Source organism: Nocardioides sp. F233, from assembly GCF_057813895.1.
In genome coordinates this window covers 87029-106028 of the sequence record NZ_JBVASH010000004.1, presented here as the reverse complement: position 1 = coordinate 106028, position 19000 = coordinate 87029, and the positions used below count along the sequence as shown (strand labels likewise).

The following is a 19000-nucleotide window of genomic DNA, read 5'->3' as shown; positions in this document are numbered from 1 at the left end:
ACGCCGTGCGGGCCTGGGATCCACGGTTTGCGTCGTCCGTGAGGCAGGATGAGGTGTCCATCCATCCCCGAACCGGAGAGCCTGATGTCCTCGCGCGACGCCACGCCGACCACTTCGACCGCGGCCACCCCGACGACATCACCCGCACCGACGCACAGTCTCATCGGCCGCCTCTTCCACTGGGGCCGCGTCGCCATGGTCCTGGCCGTGGTCCTAGCCGCGTTCTGGACGGTCCGGTCCCACTGGTCCGAGGTCAGCGACACGATCAGCACGATGTCGTGGACGACCCTGCTTCCGGCGTTCCTCGCCCTGCCTCTCGCCATCGCGTGCTCCACGCTGAGCTGGCAGTTCCTGGTCGACGAGATCGGGGAGCCGATCGGACCCGCCCGCGGCGCACAGATCTTCCTGGTCGGACAACTCGGCAAGTATCTCCCCGGTTCCGTGTGGGCCTACGTGCTGCAGATGGAGCTCGGCCGCCGGGCCGGCCTCGCCCGCGCCCGGATCTTCACTGCGACCGTGTTCTCTCTCGCAGTGGCCGTCGTCGCTGCACTGCTGTCCGGTGCTCTGGTCATCCCGTCCCTCATCGACAACGACGACTCCTTGGCGCCACTTCAGTGGCTGTACCTGCTCCTACCCGTCGGCCTGGTCTGTCTGCACCCGCGTGTGCTCGACCGGCTGGTCGGCATCGGGTTCAAGGTGCTGCGACGCCCCCAGCGCGACCATCCCGTCCGTGGCCGGGCAATCGTCCTGTCACTGTCGGCCGCGGTGACGTCGTACGCATTCTTCGGGGTCCACCTGTGGCTGCTGACCGACGGGGCCGGCGCCGGCGCCGGACTGCTGCTCACCTGCATCGGCACGATGGCCGTGGCGATGATCTCCGGCCTGTTCTTCTTCATCCTGCCCTCTGGCGCGGGCGTCCGGGAGTTGGTGATCGTCACCGCGCTGGCTCCGCATGTCGGCACCGGGACCGCGATCGCGTTGGCTGCCGTGTCCCGGGTCATGCTCACCGCTGCCGACATCGTGACTGCCGCGGCTGCCGCCGCGGTCGGTGTCTACGAGCGACGCCGGCGGGGCCCGATCCACCACGATCCCGGCATCGAGGACGACGAGCTCTGAGTTCGGGAATCAGGCTCCCTGCGCCTGTGTGACCCGCTGGACGATCTCGCCGGCGATGGGCAGGGCGGAGGTCGCGGCCGGGGACGGCGCGTTGACGACGTGGAGGCTCCGCGGGGTCTCGCGCAGCAGGAAGTCGTGGACGAACGAGCCGTCACGCATCACGGCCTGTGCCCGGATGCCGGCCTCGCGGGGGGTGAGATCCTCGAGGCGCAGGTCGGGGCAGTACTTCTGGCACAGCTTGAGGTAGCCGCGCTTCGACACCGAGTTCCACATCTCCCGCGCGCCAGTGCGCACGTTGTTGCGAGCGACGTGCCAGATGCCCGGGAACTTCACGATGTCGGCGGCGTCGCGCCGATCGAAGGAGAACTTCGGATATCCCTCACGGGCCAGGCCCAGGACCGCGTTCGGCCCGACGTTGAGGCCACCATCGACGGTCGGCGTCAGGTGGACGCCGAGGAACGGCAGGTCCGGGTCGGGTATCGGGTAGATCAGAGTGCGCGCGAGGTCCGCACGCTCGGGCCGGACGTCGTAATACTCGCCGCGGAACGGGATCATCGCGAAGTCGACCTCGATGCCTGCCATCGCGGCGACCCGGTCGGCCTGGATCCCGGCGCAATAGACGACGTAGTCGGCCACCACCTCGCCGGAGGTGGTGGAGAGCACCACCTCCTTGCTCGTCTCGCGCACGCCTGTGAGCGCGGTGCGCGTCATCAGGGTGCCGCCCGCTTCCTCGACCAGACCAGCGAGCCTCGTGTTGATCCGGCGATAGTCGGTGATGCCCGTGGACGTCAGGTGCAGTGCGCCGAGACCGACGATGTGGGGCTCGCGCTCGCGCAGCTCGGCGGCGCTGAGGAGTGTTGCGGGGATCTTGTTGACCTCGGCTCGCTGCGCGAGCGCTCGCATGCCGGCGACCTCCGCGGGCGTGGTGGCGACCAGGAGCTTGCCGATCCGCTCCCACGGCACGCCGTGCTCCTCGGCGAAGCGCTCGGTCGCAGCGGCGCCGGCTCGGCAGAGCTCGGCCTTGAGGCTCCCCGGCGTGTAGTAGATCCCCGAGTGGATAACGCCCGAGTTGTGCCCGGTCTGGTGACGACCGAAGCCGTCCTCCTTGTCGAGCAGCAGCACGGTCCTGCCCGGGAAGCGTTCGGTCAGGGCACGCGCGGTCGCGGCCCCCACGATGCCGCCCCCCACGACGACGTAGTCGTACCTGGTCATGCCCGGCGCGTTCCGGTGTCGCGGACGGCAGGTGTCGGCTCGGGCATGCGCCGATTCTAATGTGGGGCGCGCGGGCACAACGCGGCCGGGTTCGGCACATCCCCGGTGCGACCCCATCGTGTTCGCCTAGGGTGTCGCCCGTGAGCGACCCTTACGGCCAGAACCCGCCGCAGAACCCTTACGGCCAGAACCAGCCCCCGAACCCGTACGGCCAGCCGGCACCGCCGCCCGCGCCGTACGCCTCCGGTGCCGGCGGTGGGTACGGCGCTCCGGGCGGCTTCCCGGGCGGTTCCGACCCGATGCCGCCCAAGACCGACGGCGTCTCGATCGCCGCGCTGGTGACCAGCCTGACGTGCTGCCTCGCACCGCTCGGCGTGATCCTCGGCTTCGTGGGCCTGTCTCGCACCAAGGGCGGGCAGCGCAAGGGCCGCGGGCTGGCCGTCGCGGGGCTCGTGATCGGCCTGCTCCTGTCGATCGGAATGGTCGTCGGTGGAATCTTCGTGTTCTTTGTCGTCGACTCGCTGGTCACGCCAGCCGAGGCCAAGGTCGGTCAGTGCGTCGACATCGACGACAGCGACGGCACCATCCTGATGCGCGAGAAGAAGTGCACCGAGTCGCACGACGCCGAGATCGTCGGGGTCGCGAAGGTGACCTCCGCCAACCTCAGCGAGGTCAAGGACAGCATGGCCGGCTACTGCGCCAAGGCGATCGACTCCGACGACCTGGCCAAGCTCACGCCGTACATCCAGGACATCAACGCGGTCATCGAGGACCCCGACAAGGTGTCCGTCGGCGACCACCTGGTCTGCTACGTCGAGCCCGACGACAAGCTCACCAAGCCGATCCTCTGACCTGATCGCCCCTCTCGGATGACGAACCCGTACGGCGGCTACCCCTCCTACGAGCCGGGCTCGAACCCGTACGACGGGTCGTCCGGCTCGTACGGGTCGTCGTCGTACGGGACCCGGGTGCCGTACGACGGCCTGTCCGTCGCCGCGCTCATCTGCTCGCTCACGTGCTGCGCCGCGCCGGTCGGGATCGGGCTCGGCATCGCCGGCATCGTGCGCACCCGCGCGGGTCGGCGCTCGGGACGGTGGGCCGCTGTCACCGGCCTCGTGGTGGGTGTGGTCGCCGTGCTCGCCGGCATCGGGTTCGTGATCTTCGCCGGGGTCATGGGCAGCCGCACGGTCTGGGAGGACGAGGCCAGGGTCGGTCAGTGCATCGACCTCGACTTCCTCGACGACCCGATCAAGGCGCACTGCAGCGAGCCGCACGCGGGTGAGGTGATCTGGGTCGGCGCCTTCGACGACGACCTGGCCGACCTGTTCCGCACGGTGTCGCCCGCCGGGTTCTGCGGCGGCCTGCCCGGCTTGGCCCCGGGCTACCGGTCGGCCATCGAGAGCGGCGACTACGACGTGCGCGTCGAGTCGGACGCCTTCGACGACGACCAGCCCGAGAGCGGGGACAGCTTCTTCTGCCACGTGGAGCGCGTCGACGGCGACGAGCTCACCGGTCAGATCGGTGACGGCAGTCAGGAGACAGCGTGAGCGACCTCGTCCCACCCGGAGGCCCCGTCGACCAGCCCGGCTCCCACGAGCCGCCGCCTCCCCCGCCCCCGCCGCTGCCGTCCTTCAACGCGTACGGCGGCGCGACCCCGCCCTACGCCGTACCGCCGTCGTCGGACAAGGGACTCGGCTGGACCGGCTTCGGCCTGGCTGTCGCCTTCTGTGTCCCGTGCCTGCCCCTGGTCGGCATCGTCATCGCGATCGTCGCCCTGGCGCGGCGCCGGTTCCAGCCCCGCTGGGTCGCGGTGCTGACGCTCGCGATCGGCATCGGCGCCACGATCCTGCAGGCGGCCATGGTCCCCAGCGTGCTCGAGGACATCCGCGACAGCGCCAACGAGAGCCTCGAGCGCGAGGCCGACAAGGCCCGCGACTCCGGCGAACCGCGGGAGATCTCGATCCTGAAGCTGCAGAACGGCGACTGCTTCGACTCCGACGCCCTCCAGGGCATGGCCCCGGACGAGACCGTCGACACGCAGACCGTCACCCTCCTGCCATGCGAGCGCAAGCACGACCTGGAGGTCTTCAGGATCATCGAGCTCCCCGACGGCGACTACCCCGGGGAGGCCGCGATCGACCGGCGTGCAGCTCGCTGCATCAAGCTGTTCGAGAAGTTCGTCGGCAAGCCCTACGGGGTGTCGCGCTACGAGGTCTACTACACCTTCCCGCGGGAGCAGTCGTGGCGCCTCCTCGGTGACCGCAACGTCACCTGCCTGGCCGGGCACCCCCGCAAGAAGGTCAGTGGCTCGCTGCGGAACCGCCGGCGCTGAGCGCCTCGCGCTCGACCGCGCTCAGCCAGCGGACCAGCTCGGTCCGGCAGGTCGCCTCGGTCTTCCGCGGCGACAGCCCGCCGTCGGGCAGGGTGACGGTCCACCGGACCAGCACGCCGTCACCGTCGGGGAGGAACTCGCCCCGCTGCACGCCCGCAGGCGTGCGTCCGCGCCAGCTCTCGGAGGTGATCTCCTCCCCCACTGTCGCCGCGACCACCCGGGACCGCAGCCGGAAGCGGAAGGGCCCGACCCGGACGGCATCGACGCACTCAGCACCGACCTCGCCCGGAACGCCGGTGCTCGAGACCACGCGGCACTTCGGTGAGAGGAGCTGGTGGTGGGCGGGGTCGGTGGCGAGCTCCCACACGACGGCCCGAGACGCAGCGATCCGCCGCTCCTCGGTCACCACGACCTGCGTGGCCACCTCAGACGACGCTGAGCGGCAGCAGCTTGTGCCCCGTCGGTCCGACCTGGATCTCGGTGCCCATCTCGGGGCACACGCCGCAGTCGTAGCACGGCGTCCAGCGGCAGTCCTCGACCTCCACGTCCGACTCCCCGGCACCGACGGCGAGGGCGTCCTCCCAGTCGGCCCACAGCCAGTCCTTGTCGAGGCCGGAGTCGAGGTGGTCCCAGGGCAGGACCTCGTCGTACTCGCGCTCGCGGGTCGTGTACCAGTCGAGGTCGACGCCGGTGCCCTCGAGCGCGACCGCGGCGGACGCGGCCCAACGGTCGAAGGAGAAGTGCTCGGACCAGCCGTCGAAGCGGCCGCCGTCGCGCCAGACCTGCTCGATGATCCGGCCGACGCGGCGGTCGCCGCGGGACAGCAGTCCCTCGACCAGGCCGGGCTGCCCGTCGTGGTAGCGGAAGCCGATCGCCTTGCCGTAGCGGCGGTCGGCGCGGACGGTGTCGCGTAGCTCCTGCAGGCGTCGGTCGGTGGTCTCGGCGTCGAGCTGGGCGGCCCACTGGAACGGCGTGTGGGGCTTGGGCACGAAGCCGCCGATGGAGACGGTGCAGCGGATGTCGTTGCGGCCGGACACCTCGCGCCCGGTCGCGATCACGCGCTTGGCGAGCTCGGCGATCTGCAGGACGTCCTCGTCGGTCTCCGTCGGCAGGCCGCACATGAAGTAGAGCTTCACCTGCCGCCAGCCGTGGGAGTACGCCGTGGCGACGGTGCGGATCAGGTCGTCCTCGGTGACCATCTTGTTGATCACCTTGCGCATCCGCTCGCTGCCGCCCTCGGGCGCGAAGGTCAGGCCGGAGCGGCGACCGTTGCGGGAGAACTCGTTGGCGAGGGTGATGTTGAAGGCGTCGACCCGGGTCGAGGGCAGCGAGAGCGAGACGTTCGAGCCCTCGTAGCGGTCGGCCAGGCCGGTGGCGACGTCGCCGATCTCGGTGTGGTCGGCGGAGCTCAGGGAGAGCAGGCCGACCTCCTCGAAGCCGGTCTTCTTGATGCCGTTGTCGACCATCGCGCCGATGGTCTCGATCGAGCGCTCGCGCACCGGGCGGGTGATCATGCCGGCCTGGCAGAAGCGGCAGCCACGGGTGCAGCCGCGGAAGATCTCGACCGAGAAGCGCTCGTGGACGGTCTCGGCGAGCGGCACCAGCGGGTTGCGCGGGTAGGGCCACTGGTCGAGGTCCATCAGCGTGTGCTTGCGGACCCGGTCGGGAGCCTCCGGGTGGTTGGGTACGACGGCCGCGATGGCGCCGCTGTCGTCGTACGACACGTCGTAGAACTGCGGCACGTAGACCGTGCCGGACACGGCGAGGCGGCGCAGCAGCTCGGTGCGGCCACCGGGACGGCCCTCACCCTTCCACTCGCGCACGACCTCGGAGATCTTGAGCACGACCTCCTCGCCGTCACCGAGGACGGCGGCGTCGACGAAGTCGGCGATCGGCTCGGGGTTGAACGCGGCGTGGCCACCAGCGACGACGACCGGGTGCGACTCGTCGCGGTCGACGGCGTGCAGCGGGATGCCGGCCAGGTCGAGCGCGGTGAGCAGGTTGGTGTAGCCGAGCTCGGTGGAGAAGCTCACACCGAACAGGTCGAAGGCACCGACCGGGCGGTGGTTGTCGACGGTGAACTGCGGGATCTGCTGCTCGCGCAGCACCTTCTCCATGTCGGGCCACACGGCGTAGGTGCGCTCGGCGAGGATCCACTCCCGCTCGTTGAGCACCTCGTAGAGGATCTGGACGCCCTGGTTGGGCAGGCCGACCTCGTAGGCGTCGGGGTACATGAGCACCCAGCGCACCTCGGCGGCGTCCCAGTCCTTCGAGACCATGTTGAGCTCGCCGCCGACGTACTGGATCGGCTTGGAGACCGAGAGCAGGTGGGGTTCCAGCCGGGGGAAGACGGACTCGACGGACATGCCCCCGATTCTACGAGGGCACGCGGGCACGAGCGGCATCGTCACTGGCCCCGTCCCCGTAGGATCCACCACCATGAGCGCCTCCACCTCCGGACGACTCGGGTGGACGGTCCTCGCGCCGCCGCTCGCCGCGGTCGTGCTCGCGATCAACTGGGGCTCGCACCCCGGGCCGGTCGCGGCCAGCCTGATCGGCGTGGCGCTCGTGGCCGCGGTGCTCGCAGCGGTCCACCACGCCGAGGTCGTCGCGCACCGGGTCGGTGAGCCGTTCGGCTCCCTGCTGCTCGCGGTGGCGGTGACGGTGATCGAGGTCGGCCTGATCGTGACGCTGATGGCCTCGGGCAGCGGCGAGACCGCCACCCTGGCCCGCGACACCGTCTTCGCGGCGGTGATGATCACGCTCAACGGCATCGTCGGCATCGCCCTCCTCGTGGGCGCGATGCGCCACCACCTGGCGGTGTTCAACGCCGAGGGCACCGGCTCCGCCCTCGCCACGGTCATCTCGCTCGCCGGCCTGACCCTCGTCGTCCCCACCTTCACCGTCAGCGAGCCGGGCCCGGTCTTCACCGGCCAGCAGCTGGCGTTCGCGGCGGTCGCGTCGCTGGCGCTGTACGGCGCCTTCGTGTTCACGCAGACCGTGCGGCACCGCGAGTTCTTCCTCCCGGTGCGCGACCTCGACGGCGACGGGCACGCCGACCTGCCGACGAACCGCGAGACCTGGACCAGCCTCGGCCTGCTCGTGCTCGCGCTGGTCACCGTGGTCGGGCTCGCGAAGGTCGAGTCGTACCCGATCGAGGACGCCGTCAACGCGCTCGGCTTCCCGCACGCCACCGTCGGCGTGGTGATCGCGCTGCTCGTGCTGCTGCCCGAGTCGATCGCGGCGGTCCGCGCGGCGCGCCTGGACCGCGTGCAGATCAGCCTCAACCTGGCCTACGGCTCCGCGATGGCGTCGATCGGCCTCACCATCCCGGCGATCGCCATCGCCTCGATCTGGCTCGACGGTCCGCTCGAGCTGGGCCTGGCGCCCCTGCAGCTCGCGCTGCTGTTCCTCTCGGCCGTCGTGGGCGTGCTGACCGTTGTGCCGGGGCGCGCCAAGCCGCTCAACGGCGCGGTGCACCTCGTGCTGCTCGCCGCCTTCCTGTTCCTGACCGTGGCGCCATGACCCGGCGGCACCGTCGTACGACGGCCCTGCTCGCCGCAGGCACCGCGACCGTCCTCGCGCTCGGCCTGACCGCCTGCTCCTCGGGCGACGAGCCGGCCGACGACGCGAACCGGATCACGCTCACACCCGCCAAGGACGGCGGCTCCGGCGCCCAGCCGGTCGGCAACCCGGTCGGCGACGGCACCAGCGCCGAGGTCGAGGGCTACCGGATGACCGACGTACGGCTGCCCGGCGCCGACGGCACCGGCGACGTCGCGTTCCGGATCCTCACCCCTTCGGGCGCGCCCCTGACGACCTACACCGAGGAGCAGACCAAGCTCCTCCACCTGTACGTCGTGCGCGACGACCTCGCGCAATTCCGCCACCTCCACCCGACCCTGGCCGACGACGGCACCTGGACCGCCCGCGTCGACCTCGGCTCGCCGGGCAGGTGGCGCGTGGTCGCCGAGTTCATCCCGCAGGGTGCGGCGAACCCGATCGTCCTCGGCACGACGCTGCGTGTCGCGGGCGGGTGGACGCCGGCCGACGTACCACGGGGCAAGGCCGCCGAGACCGGCGACGACGGCGTCGTGAAGGCGCGGCTGCAGGCCGAGGGCGAGGTCGGCCCCAACGGGCGGCTGCGGCTGCGGGTCACCGACGAGGACGGCGATCCGGTCGCTCTCGGCAGCTACCTCGGCACCAGCGCGCACCTGACCGGCTTCGCGATCGACTCACGCGGGTTCGTCCACGTCCACCCGTACGGCGCCCCCGAGGTCACCGACGACGGCACCGTGCTCACCTTCCACACCGTCTTCACCCAGCCCGGCGACTACCGCCTGTTCCTGCAGGTGCGGGTCGACGGACTGCTCCACCAGCTCGCGGTGACCGCACCGGTCATCGCCCCGAAGGAGGCCTCGTGAACCGCCGCACCGCCCTTCCCGCCGTCGTGCTGCTCACCTCGTCGGTGCTCCTCGCAGGCTGCGGGGGCGACGACAAGCCCGCGAAGCCGAGCTCGACCCCGGCAGCCTCCTCGTCCCCGACCTCCGCGCCCTCCGCACAGGAGGGCACGACGGTGGATGCGGGTCCGGTCCTGAAGGCGGTCGCCGACGCGCTGCGCACGGCGGGCCACGTGAAGGTGAGCGCATCGCTGGCCGGCGGCCCCGCCCGCGACCTCACCATCGACACCGCCCAGATCGCGGACGCGCTGGACAACGTCGCCCTCCCCCAGCAGCTGGTCCACATCGGGCCCGACCAGGTCGACGGCGTCGCGACCGAGCACTACCGGATCACCCTCGACCCGAAGGCCGCGCTCGCCGGCATCACGCTGCCCGCGCAGGTCCAGGCCATGCTCCCGGACTCCCTCGACGCCGACGTCTGGCTCGACGGCCGGAGCCGGCCGGTCAAGGTGACGGCCGAGCCGGGCGTCGAGCTCACGCTGTCGTACGACGTCAGCGCACCCTGAGGTCCACCGTCGTCACCGGACTGGTGAACGTGTCGACCCGGATGCTGACCTGCAGCTTCCACGCGCCCGTGTGCGGGAACACCACGTCGGCCGTGTAGGTGCCGGCGCCACTCGGCACGACCGGGATGGTGCCGAGGTCGACGCTGTCGGAGCGCAGCGCGACCGCCGGGGCGGCAGCCAGGTCGAGCGGGTCGCCGGCCAGGTTCTGCACCTGGACGATCAGCTTGCGCTGCAGGCCCGGGCCGGGGTCGAGGACCGCGAGCACCTTGAGGTCGCCGTTCGCGACGCCGGTCACGACGCCGGTGTCGGCGGTCTGCGCCTGCGCGGGCGCCTCGCCGCCCGGGGGCTTCTGGGTGAGGAAGCCGGTCACGCCGAGGACCGCGACGAGCAGGGCGGCCTCGGCGACGACGGTCCGCCGGACCAGGCCGGTCGCGAGCCGGCGCTGGTCGTGGCCGCCGTCGCCGGCCACGCGCGGCACCAGCCGGAACCGGTTGTACGCCGCGATCGCGACGACCACGAGCACGAGGGCGACCTTGACCAGCAGCAGCCGGCCCCAGGTCTCCTCCACCAGCGGTGCCCAGGCGCCGACGATCCGCCAGCCCATCAGCACGCCGGTGACGGCGAGCGCGGCGAGGAGTCCGGCCGCGACCGCCGAGAACCGGGTGATCAGCTGTGCCGCGTCCTTCGGCCGCCCGGCGACCGCGGGCAGGGTGAGCGCGAGCCCGACGAGGCCGCCGAGCCAGACCGCGCCGGCGCTGAGGTGCAGCGCGTCGGTGACGACGAGCAGCATGCTGGGCTCGTAGGCGCGGGTGTGCCCGACCAGGGCCGGTGACCACACCGCCAGTGCCGTGACGAGGTCGACGACCAGCGACGAGCGAGCCTGCCCGGCCGCCCAGGCCGCGACGCCGAGGCCGGCGACCTGGAGGGCGAGCACCTGGAGGTCGTCCTGCACCAGGCCGGGATCGAACGAGCCCGGGTCGAGCACGCCACCGAGCCCGGAGCCGAGCTGGTACGCCCCCGCCAGCGGTACGGCGAGCGCCGCCGCAACCACCGCCACGAGCGCGCTCCAGCGCAGCACCCGGACCAGCCGTCGTCGTACGTCGTCGGGCAGGCGGACGCCGCGGGCGGTCCACGCCAGGAAGATCGCGAGCCCGCCGGCGAGCAGCAGGGCGGCGTAGTCGAGGCCGTGCACGATGCCCTGCACGGTCGGGACCGCGCCGGGATCGGCCGGCCCGGTCTGGGGCGGCACCACCTTCGGGCTGGGCGCACCGACGTGGAACGTCAGCGAGCCGGCGATCGGGTGGCCGTCGGCGGAGACGACCCGCCAGGTGACGACGTACGTCCCGTTGTCGAGCTTGCCCGGCAGCCGGCCGGTGACCTCGACGCCCTTCGCGGACGGCTCCACCTCGACCCGCTTGCCCGCCGCGTCGAAGGCGAGCAGGCCGTCGGGGACGAGCTGGACCGGCTCGTCGAAGGTGAAGGTCACCTGGCTGGGCGCCTCGGGGAGGACCGCGCCCTCGGCCGGGTCGGTGGAGACGAGGGTGGCGTGTGCCGACGCCGGACCCGCCGCCCCGACCACCGTCAGGACGGCGACCAGGACGGCGAGGGCGTGTCCAGCAATGCGTCGGCGTCGCGAGCGGCGTTTCCGGCCGATCTGGCAAGGCGGGTCCGCGACGTCGTGCTTGTCCGCCCATCGAGCGGTCCCAACGCAGCCAGATCGAGTTGGAAACGTCGCGCAGCAGGCGAGGCATTGCCGGACGCGCCCTTCGAGGTACGCCGGCACACGCCGCATCATCGGAGCGCTCAGGCCTTCTTGCCGGAGCGGGCGAGGGCGAGGCCACCGAGCGCCAGGCCACCGATGCCGGCGACCAGCCCGCCGATGGCGAGGCCGTTGCCGTCGCCGTCGTCGTCCTTGGCGTCGGCCTTCTCGTCATCCTTGGCGTCGGACTTCTCGTCCGACTCCGCGGCACCGCCGTGGTGGCCCTCGGCGCTGGCCTCGGTGATCGTCAGGGCGGGCGCCGGGTTCTCCAGCTCCTCCTCGTCCTGTCCCTCGGCCGGGGTCTCGTTCCAGGCGGTCTCGCCCTTCGCGCAGGTCTGCAGGACCGGGAAGGTGAGGGTCTCGCCCACCTTCTCGGGCAGCTGGACGGACAGCGCGAGGGTGTCGCGGTAGCCGTCCTCGAGCGGGGTCTTCGCCGTGTAGACGACCTGGCTGATCCGCTCGGTGAGCTCGTTGCCGTGGGCGTCCTTGATCGGCTCGGGCAGCTTCTCGCTGACCTTCTCGACGGTCCAGCCCGGGTTGACGGTCGGCGTCACCTGCGGGATGTCCGCGGGCATCTGGATGGCGACCTTGGTGGTCGGCGAGCCCTCGCAGCCGTGGGGCACGCCGAACGTGAGCACGGCGTAGGACCCCGCGGCGGTGGTGTCGGGCGCGACGTCGACGTGGGCGCTGGCGGCGCCGGCGGTCAGGGCGACGATCCCGAGCGCCGCGGTGGCGCCGAGGGTGGGCAGGGTGAAGCGTCGGATCTGCATGGATGTCTCTTTCGATCGGGTGACTCGTAGGGAGGGCAGCGGCGAACGACCTGCCTCCGAAACGGAGTCAGGCGATCGCGAGCAGGCCCACCGGCGGGCCCCGGGTCGGCGCCAGCGCGCGGTGCTCGCGCGCGGTGCGGGCCGGACGCGGCGCCGCCGTCCGGAGCGGACGCACGACCGGCAGCGGTACGACGCCCGCGTCGGTCCAGCCCAGCAGCACCTCCACCGCCCGGCGACGCAGCACCCACATCGCGCCGGTGACCGCGGCCGCCAGCACGTGGGCGCCCAGCATCGCCGGGGTGAGGCCGAGGAACGCCGACATCGCGTGCTCGTGGCCCGGGTGCAGGTCCGGGGCCAGGGTGACCAGCCACGCGTGCCCGAGCACCTGCGCACCGAGCAGCGCCGGCAGGACCACCCGGACTCTGGCCCGATCGCGCAGCACGACACGGCCGGCGCCGTACACGAGGACCGCGAAGGCGGCCAGCCACCCGACCGACGGGAGCTCTCCCCCGGCCGCCCGGTGGGCCAGGGCCAGCGCCGTCACGCTCTCGAGGCTGCCCAGCGTCGCCGAGAGGCGCACGCGGGAGCGCGGCGCGCGGCGGAGGGTCAGCACGACCCCATCCTGCCGGAGGCCCCCACAACCGAGCTTGCGAGGGTGTGGATCAGGGCCGAAGGTCGAGGAGCGTCGACGAACTCGCGCCGCGAAGCAAGCGAGGTCGTGACGCGTCACGAGACCACGGTGAGGCGCTGTCGCGACTGTGCGTGGACAGTTCCGGCAGCATGGCCCGGCGTCTCGTGACGGTCGCTGCGCGACCTCCTCGACGTCCGGCGACGCTCAGCCGCGGACGAGCACCCGCTGCTGGGGCGCGAGTCGCGATGCGGGGGCGGACAGGGCACGGAGGTGGATGTTCTGGAGCAGCCCGACAGCGAGCATCCCGGCGAACATCGAGGAGCCGCCGTACGACACGAACGGCAGCGGTACGCCGGTGACCGGCATGATGCCGAGGCACATGCCGATGTTCTGGAAGGCCTGGAAGCCGAACCAGCAGGCGATGCCGGCGGCGGCGATCCGGCCGAAGACGTCGTCAGTGCGGGTGGCGATCCGCAGCGCCCGCCACAGCACGACGCCGAGCAGCAGCACGATCAGCGCGGCGCCGACCAGGCCGAGCTCCTCGCCGGCGACGGTGAAGACGAAGTCGGTGTGCTGCTCGGGAACGAAGCCGGACTGGGTCTGCGAGCCGTGGAAGAGCCCCTGCCCGAACAGGCCGCCGTTGCCGACCGCGATCCGGGCCTGCTCGACGTTGTAGCCGGCACCCTTCGGGTCGAGCGCGGGGTTGGTGAAGGCGAGGAAGCGGTCGACCTGGTAGGCCTTGAGCATCCCGCTCGACACCGCCGCGACCGCCGCGAGCACGCCGCCGCCGGCGAGCAGCGCCAGCCAGCGCCGGTGGGCGCCCGAGGCGGCGATCACGCCGAAGACGGTGGCGGTGAGCACGAGCATGGTGCCGAGGTCGGGCTGGGCCAGGATCAGCACGGCAGGCACGCCGGCGACCAGCAGCATGAGCAGTACGTCGGAGGTGCCGACCCGGTCGCGCCAGCGGCCCTCGCTGCGCTCGGCGACGACCAGGGCCATGCCGACGACGACGGCCAGCTTGGCCAGCTCGGAGGGCTGGAAGGACATCCCGCCGAGGATCAGCCACGAGCGGGAGCCGTTGATGGTCGAGCCCATGACGAGCACGAGCACCAGTCCGCCGATCGCGACCAGGTAGCCGATCGGCGCGAGGATCCGCACCCAGCGGTGGTCGGTGACCACCACCAGCAGCATCAGCCCGATCCCGATCACGACGTTGACGACCTGCTTGACCAGGAACGCCCGCGAGTCACCGCCGGTGAGGTCGTCGCGCTCGAGCGTGGCCGACCAGATCAGCAGGCAGCCCAGCAGCGAGAGCACGAGCACGGAACCGAGCAGGACCAGGTCGAGGTCGGCCCACTGGAGGCGTCCGACCCGCCGGGAGGCCGTCGTACGGCGGGTGCTGGCCTGGATCCGGTTGCTCACTGTTCCCCCTTGGATCGCGCGGGCGGGAGGATCGAGCCGTCATCGGCGAAGGTCGGCAGGTGGGCCGGCGGGGTGACGCCGGGGATCGCGGCCTTGCCGGGGTCGACCTGGTCGCCGTCGACGCCGTACAGCGCCTCCCAGATCGCCCGGACGCCCTCACCGGTGGAGCCGGAGCCGGTGCCGCCCTGGCTCATCATCATCACGACGACGTAGTCCTTGGTGTACGACGCGACCCAGCCCGTCGACTGCTTGCCGTAGACCTCGGCGGAGCCGGTCTTGGCGCGGATCTGGACCTTGTCGAGCGGGAAGCCCTGGAGTTTCCAGTTCATCGTGCCGCGCAGCGCGACGCCCTGGAGCGCGTCGTCGAGGTACGTGAGCACGGACGCCGGGATCGTGAGCTTGCGCTCCTTCTTCGGCTCGATCTCGCGGATCACCTTGCCGTCGGGCGAGACGATCGCCTTGCCGACGCGGGGCTCCCACAGGGTGCCGCCGTTGGAGATCGCGGCGTACCCACGGGCGAGCTGGAGCGGCGTCACGATGGTGTCGCCCTGACCGATCGCGAAGTTCGCGGCGTCGGTGATCTTGTACTTCCAGCCCTCCACGCAGAACTCGCGGGCGAACCTGTAGACGAAGTCGGAGGTCTTGGTGTCCTGCGGCTTCTTGGCGATGCCGCAGTAGTAGTCCTTCATCGACTCGTAGTACTTGCGCTTCCACTTGCGGTCGGCGACCCGCCCCGACGCCTCGCCCGGCAGGTCGACGCCGGTGCGCTCGCCGAAGCCGAACTTCTCGGCCTGCTCGACCAGCGGGTCCTTGGCCTTCACGTTGTCGGGGTCGGAGCCGAGGGTCTGCCAGAAGTGCATGCCGACCTGGAAGAAGAAGGTGTTGCAGGAGACCTCGAGCGCGCGGGCGAAGGTGATCGGGCCGTACGCCGCCGACTCGTGGTTGTGGAAGGCGCGGTTGCCGATCTGCACGGCCGAGGAGCACGGCAGGACGGTGGACGGCGAGTAGCCGTGGGTCAGCGCGCCGACGGTCATGAACGGCTTCCACGTGGACCCCGGCGCGAACTGGCCCTGGAAGGAGCGCGCGAGCAGGGGCGTGCCGGCGGCCTCGGAGTACAGCCGCTTGAGCTGCTTGTCGGTGATCCCGCCGACCCACACCGAGGGGTCGTACGTCGGCTGGCTGGCGATCGCCACGATCCGGCCGGTCTTCGCCTCCATCACCACGGCGGCACCGGAGTCGGCCTCGAAGTTGCGCTTGGTGACGGGGTCGCGGGTCTGGCGCTGGGTCGCGATCATCTTCGCGAGCTGCTCCTCGACGACGCTCTGCACCTTCGCGTCGATCGAGGTGACCAGGGTGTCGCCGGGCTGCGCCTCCAGACCGGACACGTCCTCGCGGACCCGGCCCTTGGAGTCGACGGCGACCTGGTCGTAGCCCGGCTGCCCGCGCAGCCACTCGTCGTACTCCTTCTCGACACCGGCCCGGCCGACCACGGAGGCGCCGTTGACCGAGCTGTCGCCGGAGCCCTCGGCGGACTCGAGCTCGTCCTTGGTGATCGGGCTGAGGTAGCCGAGGACGTGGGCGGCGTTGATGCCGTACGGCGCGGGGTACTGCCGCACGCTCTGCCGGTCGACGACCACGCCCGGGAAGTCCTCGGGCTGCTCGAGGATCCGCAGCGCGGCGGCCTCCGTGACGTCCTGCGCGACCGGGACGGGCTGGTACGGCGAGCCGTTCCAGCACTGGCCGGCGACCGCACCGTTGTCGCCGCAGAGCAGCAGCTTGGCGGCGATCTTCTCGGCCGGGACGTCGATCGCGTCGGAGGTGCGCGCCAGCAGCTCGGCGCGGTCGGCGGCCGACATCTTGCCGATGAGGGTGCGGTCGACGGAGACCACCCAGGTGAGCCGGTTGGTGACCAGCGGTCGGCCCATCGCGTCGACGATCAGGCCGCGCTGCGGCTGCACGACGATCTCGCGGACCGACTGCGAGGCCGCCTTGCCCTGGTAGCGCTCACCCGAGATGACCTGGAGGTAGTAGAGCCGCGCGCCGAGAGTGGCCAGCAGCGAGAAGACCAGGGTCTGGATGACGATCAGCCGCAACCGGCTGCGGTGGGAGGCGCCTGCAGTCACGCCCGGACCCGGATGCGCTGGGAGGGACGCGGCAGGCCGTCGCGGGTGGTGCGGTCGAGCAGCCACAACGTGGCCGGTACGACGACCAGGGCCGCCACCACGTCGAGCACGAGCGCCATCAGCGCCACCGGCAGCAGGTCGCCGATCGCGGCACCGGAGTCGCGCAGCAGCAGCCCGGTCAGTGCGAAGACGGAGGTGCCGACGAAGGACCCGCCCGCGGCGGCGGCGAGGGCGAGCAGCAGCGGCGGGCGTCGTACGCCCTCGCGGGCGAAGCGGCTGCCGGCACCGACATCACCGGCGTTGTCGTGGACGAGCCGGCCCACGACGTACCCGACGACCATGAGCGCCAGCGCCCAGCGCCCGGCGAGGTGGTCGGCGGGCGGCGCGACGTCGAGCAGGAGGCCGGCCCAGAAGCCGGTCAGGGTGGCGAACCGGGTGTCGGTGGCGACGGCGGTCGCCACCACCACGAGCAGCACCACGTCAGGGACGACACCGAGTCCGCCGAGGTCCCAGGCGAAGTTCGGCAGCACCGTCACCTGCAGCAGCAGGGCGGCGAACACCGAGACGAGAGTGGCGATCAGGCGGCCGCGGCGGTTCACTGGGTGCCCCCCTCGATCACGCGGCCCAAGGTGTCGTACGGCACCACGACGCCGACCAGGTCGAGCGCGGTGAAGTCGACGGCCGGCGTGATGACGGCGCGGTACGACGTCTCCCGCAGCGACTCGTAGACCTTGCCGACGGTGCCGATCGGGACACCGGCGACGTACGGCGAGCCGCCCTCGCTGCCCCAGGTCAGGATCGGCTGGCCGATCTTCGGGACGAGGTTGCGGTCGGCGAGCTCCAGCTCGAGGCGGTCGTCGGTGCCGAGCGTGCCGTGACCACGGACGAAGCCGAGCTCCTGGTTGTCGCCGATCCGGCCGCCGACCGAGGAGGTGTCGTCGACGATGAGCAGCACGGTGGCGGTGTGCGCGGTCACCGAGGTGATCCGGCCGACCAGGCCCTCCGCGGCGACCACCGTCATGTCGGGGTGCAGGCCCGCGTCGGAGCCGGCGTCGAGGGTGACCGTGCTGGAGAACGACTGCGCGGACCCGATCGCGATCACCCGGGCGGGCACGAGGGCGTAGCCGATGTCACCGGACAGGGCGCGCAGCCCCTCGAGGTCGGCGAGCCGCTGGTCGTCGTACCCGGCCTTGCCGAGCTGGTTGCGCAGGTCGGCGTTCTCGGCCTCGAGCTTGCTGACGTCGTCGCGCAGCGAGCCGTTGGTCCGCAGCGCGCCCGGCAGGTCGACGAGCGGGCGGACGACGGTCGACACACCGGCCTGGACCGGGCCGACGACCTCTCCCACCACGCGGCGGACCGGGTCGACCGGCGAGCCGTCGCCGCCGGCCTTGTCGACCACCATCAGCGCGGCGGACGCGAGCACCAGGGCGACGACGAGCGACCGCGCCGGGCGGCCGGCGTCGCGCTCGGGGTCGCGGGAGGTGCCGGTACGGCGTACCTGGGGGTTCGGCTTGCTCGTCGGGGGACGGGTGTCGATGGCCATCAGAACCGCCGCTGGTTGGTGACGAGCACCTGCTGGAGGGCCTCGAACTCCTCGACGCAGCGGCCCGCACCCATCGCGACCGAGACCAGCGGGTCCTCGGCGACGTGGACGGGCATGCCGGTCTCGTGGCGGATCCGCTCGTCGAGGCCGCGCAGCAGCGCTCCCCCGCCGGTGAGCACGATGCCGCGGTCCATGATGTCACCGGCCAGCTCGGGCGGCGTCTGGTCGAGGGTGACCCGGACGGCGTCGACGATGGCGTGCAGCGGCTCCTCGAGCGCGTGCCGGATGTCGGCGCTGGTCACCTCGACGGTGCGCGGGAGCCCGGTGACCATGTCGCGGCCGCGGACCTCGCCCTGCGGCTCGCCGGGGCGCGGGAAGGCCGAGCCCAGGGTGATCTTGACGTCCTCGGCGGTGCGCTCGCCGAGCATGACGCCGTGCTCCTTCTTCATCCACGCGATGATCGCGGCGTCGAGGTCGTCGCCGGCCGTGCGGACCGAGAGGGACGTGACGATGCCGCCGAGCGAGATGACGGCGACCTCCGTCGTACCGCCGCCGACGTCGACGATCATGTTGCCGGTCGCCTCGTGCACCGGCAGCCCGGCGCCGATCGCGGCGGCCATCGGCTCCTCGACGACGTACACGCGGCGGGCGCCGGCCTGGTAGCCGGCCTCCTTGACCGCACGCTGCTCGACCGGCGTGATCGAGCTCGGGACGCAGATGACCATGCGGGGCTTGGCGAAGTAACGACGGCGGTGCACCCGCGCGATGAAGTGGCGCAGCATCTGCTCGGTCGCCTCGAAGTCGGCGATCACGCCGTCGCGCAGCGGACGCAGGGCGGTGATGTTGTCGGGGGTGCGGCCCAGCATCTGCTTGGCCTGGTGCCCGACGGCGATCACCTCGCCGGTGCTGTCGTTGAGTGCCACGACACTCGGCTCGTCGAGCAGCACGCCCCGGCGGCGGACGTAGACGAGCGTGTTGGCGGTACCGAGGTCGACGGCCATGTCGCGGCCGATGATGGAGTTCGCCCTCACGCTTCCTCGCAAGACGTCACCGGACCGGTCGACTGACAGGCCCGTCCGCGCGCGTCGGGGAAGCCGGCCCGCTCCCCTCGTGGTGGCGAGGGGTG

The 19000-nt window shown here is 71.8% G+C and carries 18 protein-coding genes; 7 read left to right on the top strand and 11 right to left on the bottom strand.

The window, feature by feature from the left end:
- Positions 1 to 84: 84 nt before the first annotated feature.
- Entirely contained in the window at positions 85 to 1116 is a 1032-nt protein-coding gene (locus ACZYRU_RS16485; RefSeq protein WP_488958185.1) for a lysylphosphatidylglycerol synthase domain-containing protein, read from the top strand.
- A 9-nt stretch (positions 1117 to 1125) separates the two neighbouring features.
- Here the strand turns inward: ACZYRU_RS16485 and lhgO are convergent, their stop codons facing one another.
- Positions 1126 to 2328: an L-2-hydroxyglutarate oxidase gene (lhgO, locus tag ACZYRU_RS16480; RefSeq protein ID WP_488958184.1), complete on the bottom strand. Its 1203-nt coding sequence runs from the start codon at positions 2326 to 2328 to the stop codon at positions 1126 to 1128.
- Between the two features lie 140 nt (positions 2329 to 2468).
- On the opposite strand from lhgO, the gene ACZYRU_RS16475 reads away from it, so the two are divergent.
- From ACZYRU_RS16475 to ACZYRU_RS16465, 3 genes are read left to right on the top strand one after another with little or no spacing between them, the layout of a single operon-like run.
- A complete protein-coding gene (locus ACZYRU_RS16475; RefSeq protein ID WP_488958183.1) occupies positions 2469 to 3179 on the top strand; it encodes a DUF4190 domain-containing protein in 711 nt (236 codons plus the stop codon).
- Positions 3180 to 3197: 18 nt separating this feature from the next.
- Complete coding sequence (locus tag ACZYRU_RS16470) at positions 3198 to 3875, top strand: hypothetical protein (RefSeq protein ID WP_488958182.1); 678 nt, start codon at positions 3198 to 3200, stop codon at positions 3873 to 3875.
- On the top strand, positions 3872 to 4660 hold the full coding sequence (locus ACZYRU_RS16465) for a septum formation family protein (protein ID WP_488958181.1): 789 nt from the start codon (positions 3872 to 3874) through the stop codon (positions 4658 to 4660). Before ACZYRU_RS16470 ends, ACZYRU_RS16465 begins: the two co-directional genes overlap by 4 nt.
- On the opposite strand, the gene ACZYRU_RS16460 is transcribed toward ACZYRU_RS16465, so the two are convergent.
- A complete protein-coding gene (locus ACZYRU_RS16460; RefSeq protein WP_488958180.1) occupies positions 4629 to 5084 on the bottom strand; it encodes an SRPBCC family protein in 456 nt (151 codons plus the stop codon). The two genes, ACZYRU_RS16465 and ACZYRU_RS16460, sit on opposite strands and share 32 nt — an antisense overlap.
- A 1-nt stretch (position 5085) precedes the next feature.
- Entirely contained in the window at positions 5086 to 7026 is a 1941-nt protein-coding gene (locus ACZYRU_RS16455) for a TIGR03960 family B12-binding radical SAM protein (protein ID WP_488958179.1), read from the bottom strand.
- Positions 7027 to 7099: 73 nt separating this feature from the next.
- Here ACZYRU_RS16455 and ACZYRU_RS16450 point away from each other — a divergent pair, with 73 nt between their 5' ends.
- From ACZYRU_RS16450 to ACZYRU_RS16440, 3 genes are read left to right on the top strand one after another with little or no spacing between them, the layout of a single operon-like run.
- Positions 7100 to 8185 (top strand): calcium:cation antiporter, encoded by a 1086-nt coding sequence (locus ACZYRU_RS16450; protein ID WP_488958178.1) that lies wholly within the window; start codon positions 7100 to 7102, stop codon positions 8183 to 8185.
- Positions 8182 to 9084, top strand: a complete 903-nt coding sequence (locus ACZYRU_RS16445) for a DUF8832 domain-containing protein (protein WP_488958177.1) — start codon at positions 8182 to 8184, stop codon at positions 9082 to 9084. Before ACZYRU_RS16450 ends, ACZYRU_RS16445 begins: the two co-directional genes overlap by 4 nt.
- Positions 9081 to 9626, top strand: a complete 546-nt coding sequence (locus ACZYRU_RS16440) for a hypothetical protein (RefSeq protein ID WP_488958176.1) — start codon at positions 9081 to 9083, stop codon at positions 9624 to 9626. The genes ACZYRU_RS16445 and ACZYRU_RS16440 overlap by 4 nt, the downstream gene beginning before the upstream one ends.
- On the opposite strand, the gene ACZYRU_RS16435 is transcribed toward ACZYRU_RS16440, so the two are convergent.
- The 8 genes from ACZYRU_RS16435 to ACZYRU_RS16400 all read right to left on the bottom strand — a co-directional run bounded on the left by ACZYRU_RS16435 (position 9613) and on the right by ACZYRU_RS16400 (position 18905).
- Complete coding sequence (locus ACZYRU_RS16435; protein WP_488958175.1) at positions 9613 to 11205, bottom strand: copper resistance CopC/CopD family protein; 1593 nt, start codon at positions 11203 to 11205, stop codon at positions 9613 to 9615. The two genes, ACZYRU_RS16440 and ACZYRU_RS16435, sit on opposite strands and share 14 nt — an antisense overlap.
- Positions 11206 to 11429: 224 nt before the next feature.
- Entirely contained in the window at positions 11430 to 12155 is a 726-nt protein-coding gene (locus ACZYRU_RS16430) for a YcnI family copper-binding membrane protein (RefSeq protein ID WP_488958174.1), read from the bottom strand.
- Positions 12156 to 12222: 67 nt separating this feature from the next.
- Positions 12223 to 12768 (bottom strand): hypothetical protein, encoded by a 546-nt coding sequence (locus tag ACZYRU_RS16425; RefSeq protein WP_488958173.1) that lies wholly within the window; start codon positions 12766 to 12768, stop codon positions 12223 to 12225.
- A 222-nt stretch (positions 12769 to 12990) separates the two neighbouring features.
- A complete protein-coding gene (rodA, locus tag ACZYRU_RS16420; RefSeq protein ID WP_488958172.1) occupies positions 12991 to 14208 on the bottom strand; it encodes a rod shape-determining protein RodA in 1218 nt (405 codons plus the stop codon).
- Positions 14205 to 16331, bottom strand: coding sequence for a penicillin-binding protein 2 (mrdA, locus tag ACZYRU_RS16415; RefSeq protein WP_488958171.1), 2127 nt, complete (start codon positions 16329 to 16331; stop codon positions 14205 to 14207). The genes rodA and mrdA overlap by 4 nt, the downstream gene beginning before the upstream one ends.
- Positions 16328 to 16930 carry a rod shape-determining protein MreD gene (gene mreD, locus ACZYRU_RS16410; RefSeq protein WP_488958170.1) on the bottom strand — a complete coding sequence of 201 codons (603 nt, stop codon included), beginning with the start codon at positions 16928 to 16930 and terminating at the stop codon, positions 16328 to 16330. Before mreD ends, mrdA begins: the two co-directional genes overlap by 4 nt.
- Positions 16927 to 17874, bottom strand: coding sequence for a rod shape-determining protein MreC (gene mreC, locus ACZYRU_RS16405; protein WP_488958169.1), 948 nt, complete (start codon positions 17872 to 17874; stop codon positions 16927 to 16929). Before mreC ends, mreD begins: the two co-directional genes overlap by 4 nt.
- Complete coding sequence (locus ACZYRU_RS16400) at positions 17874 to 18905, bottom strand: rod shape-determining protein MreB (protein WP_273520086.1); 1032 nt, start codon at positions 18903 to 18905, stop codon at positions 17874 to 17876. Before ACZYRU_RS16400 ends, mreC begins: the two co-directional genes overlap by 1 nt.
- Between the last annotated feature and the right edge of the window lie 95 nt (positions 18906 to 19000).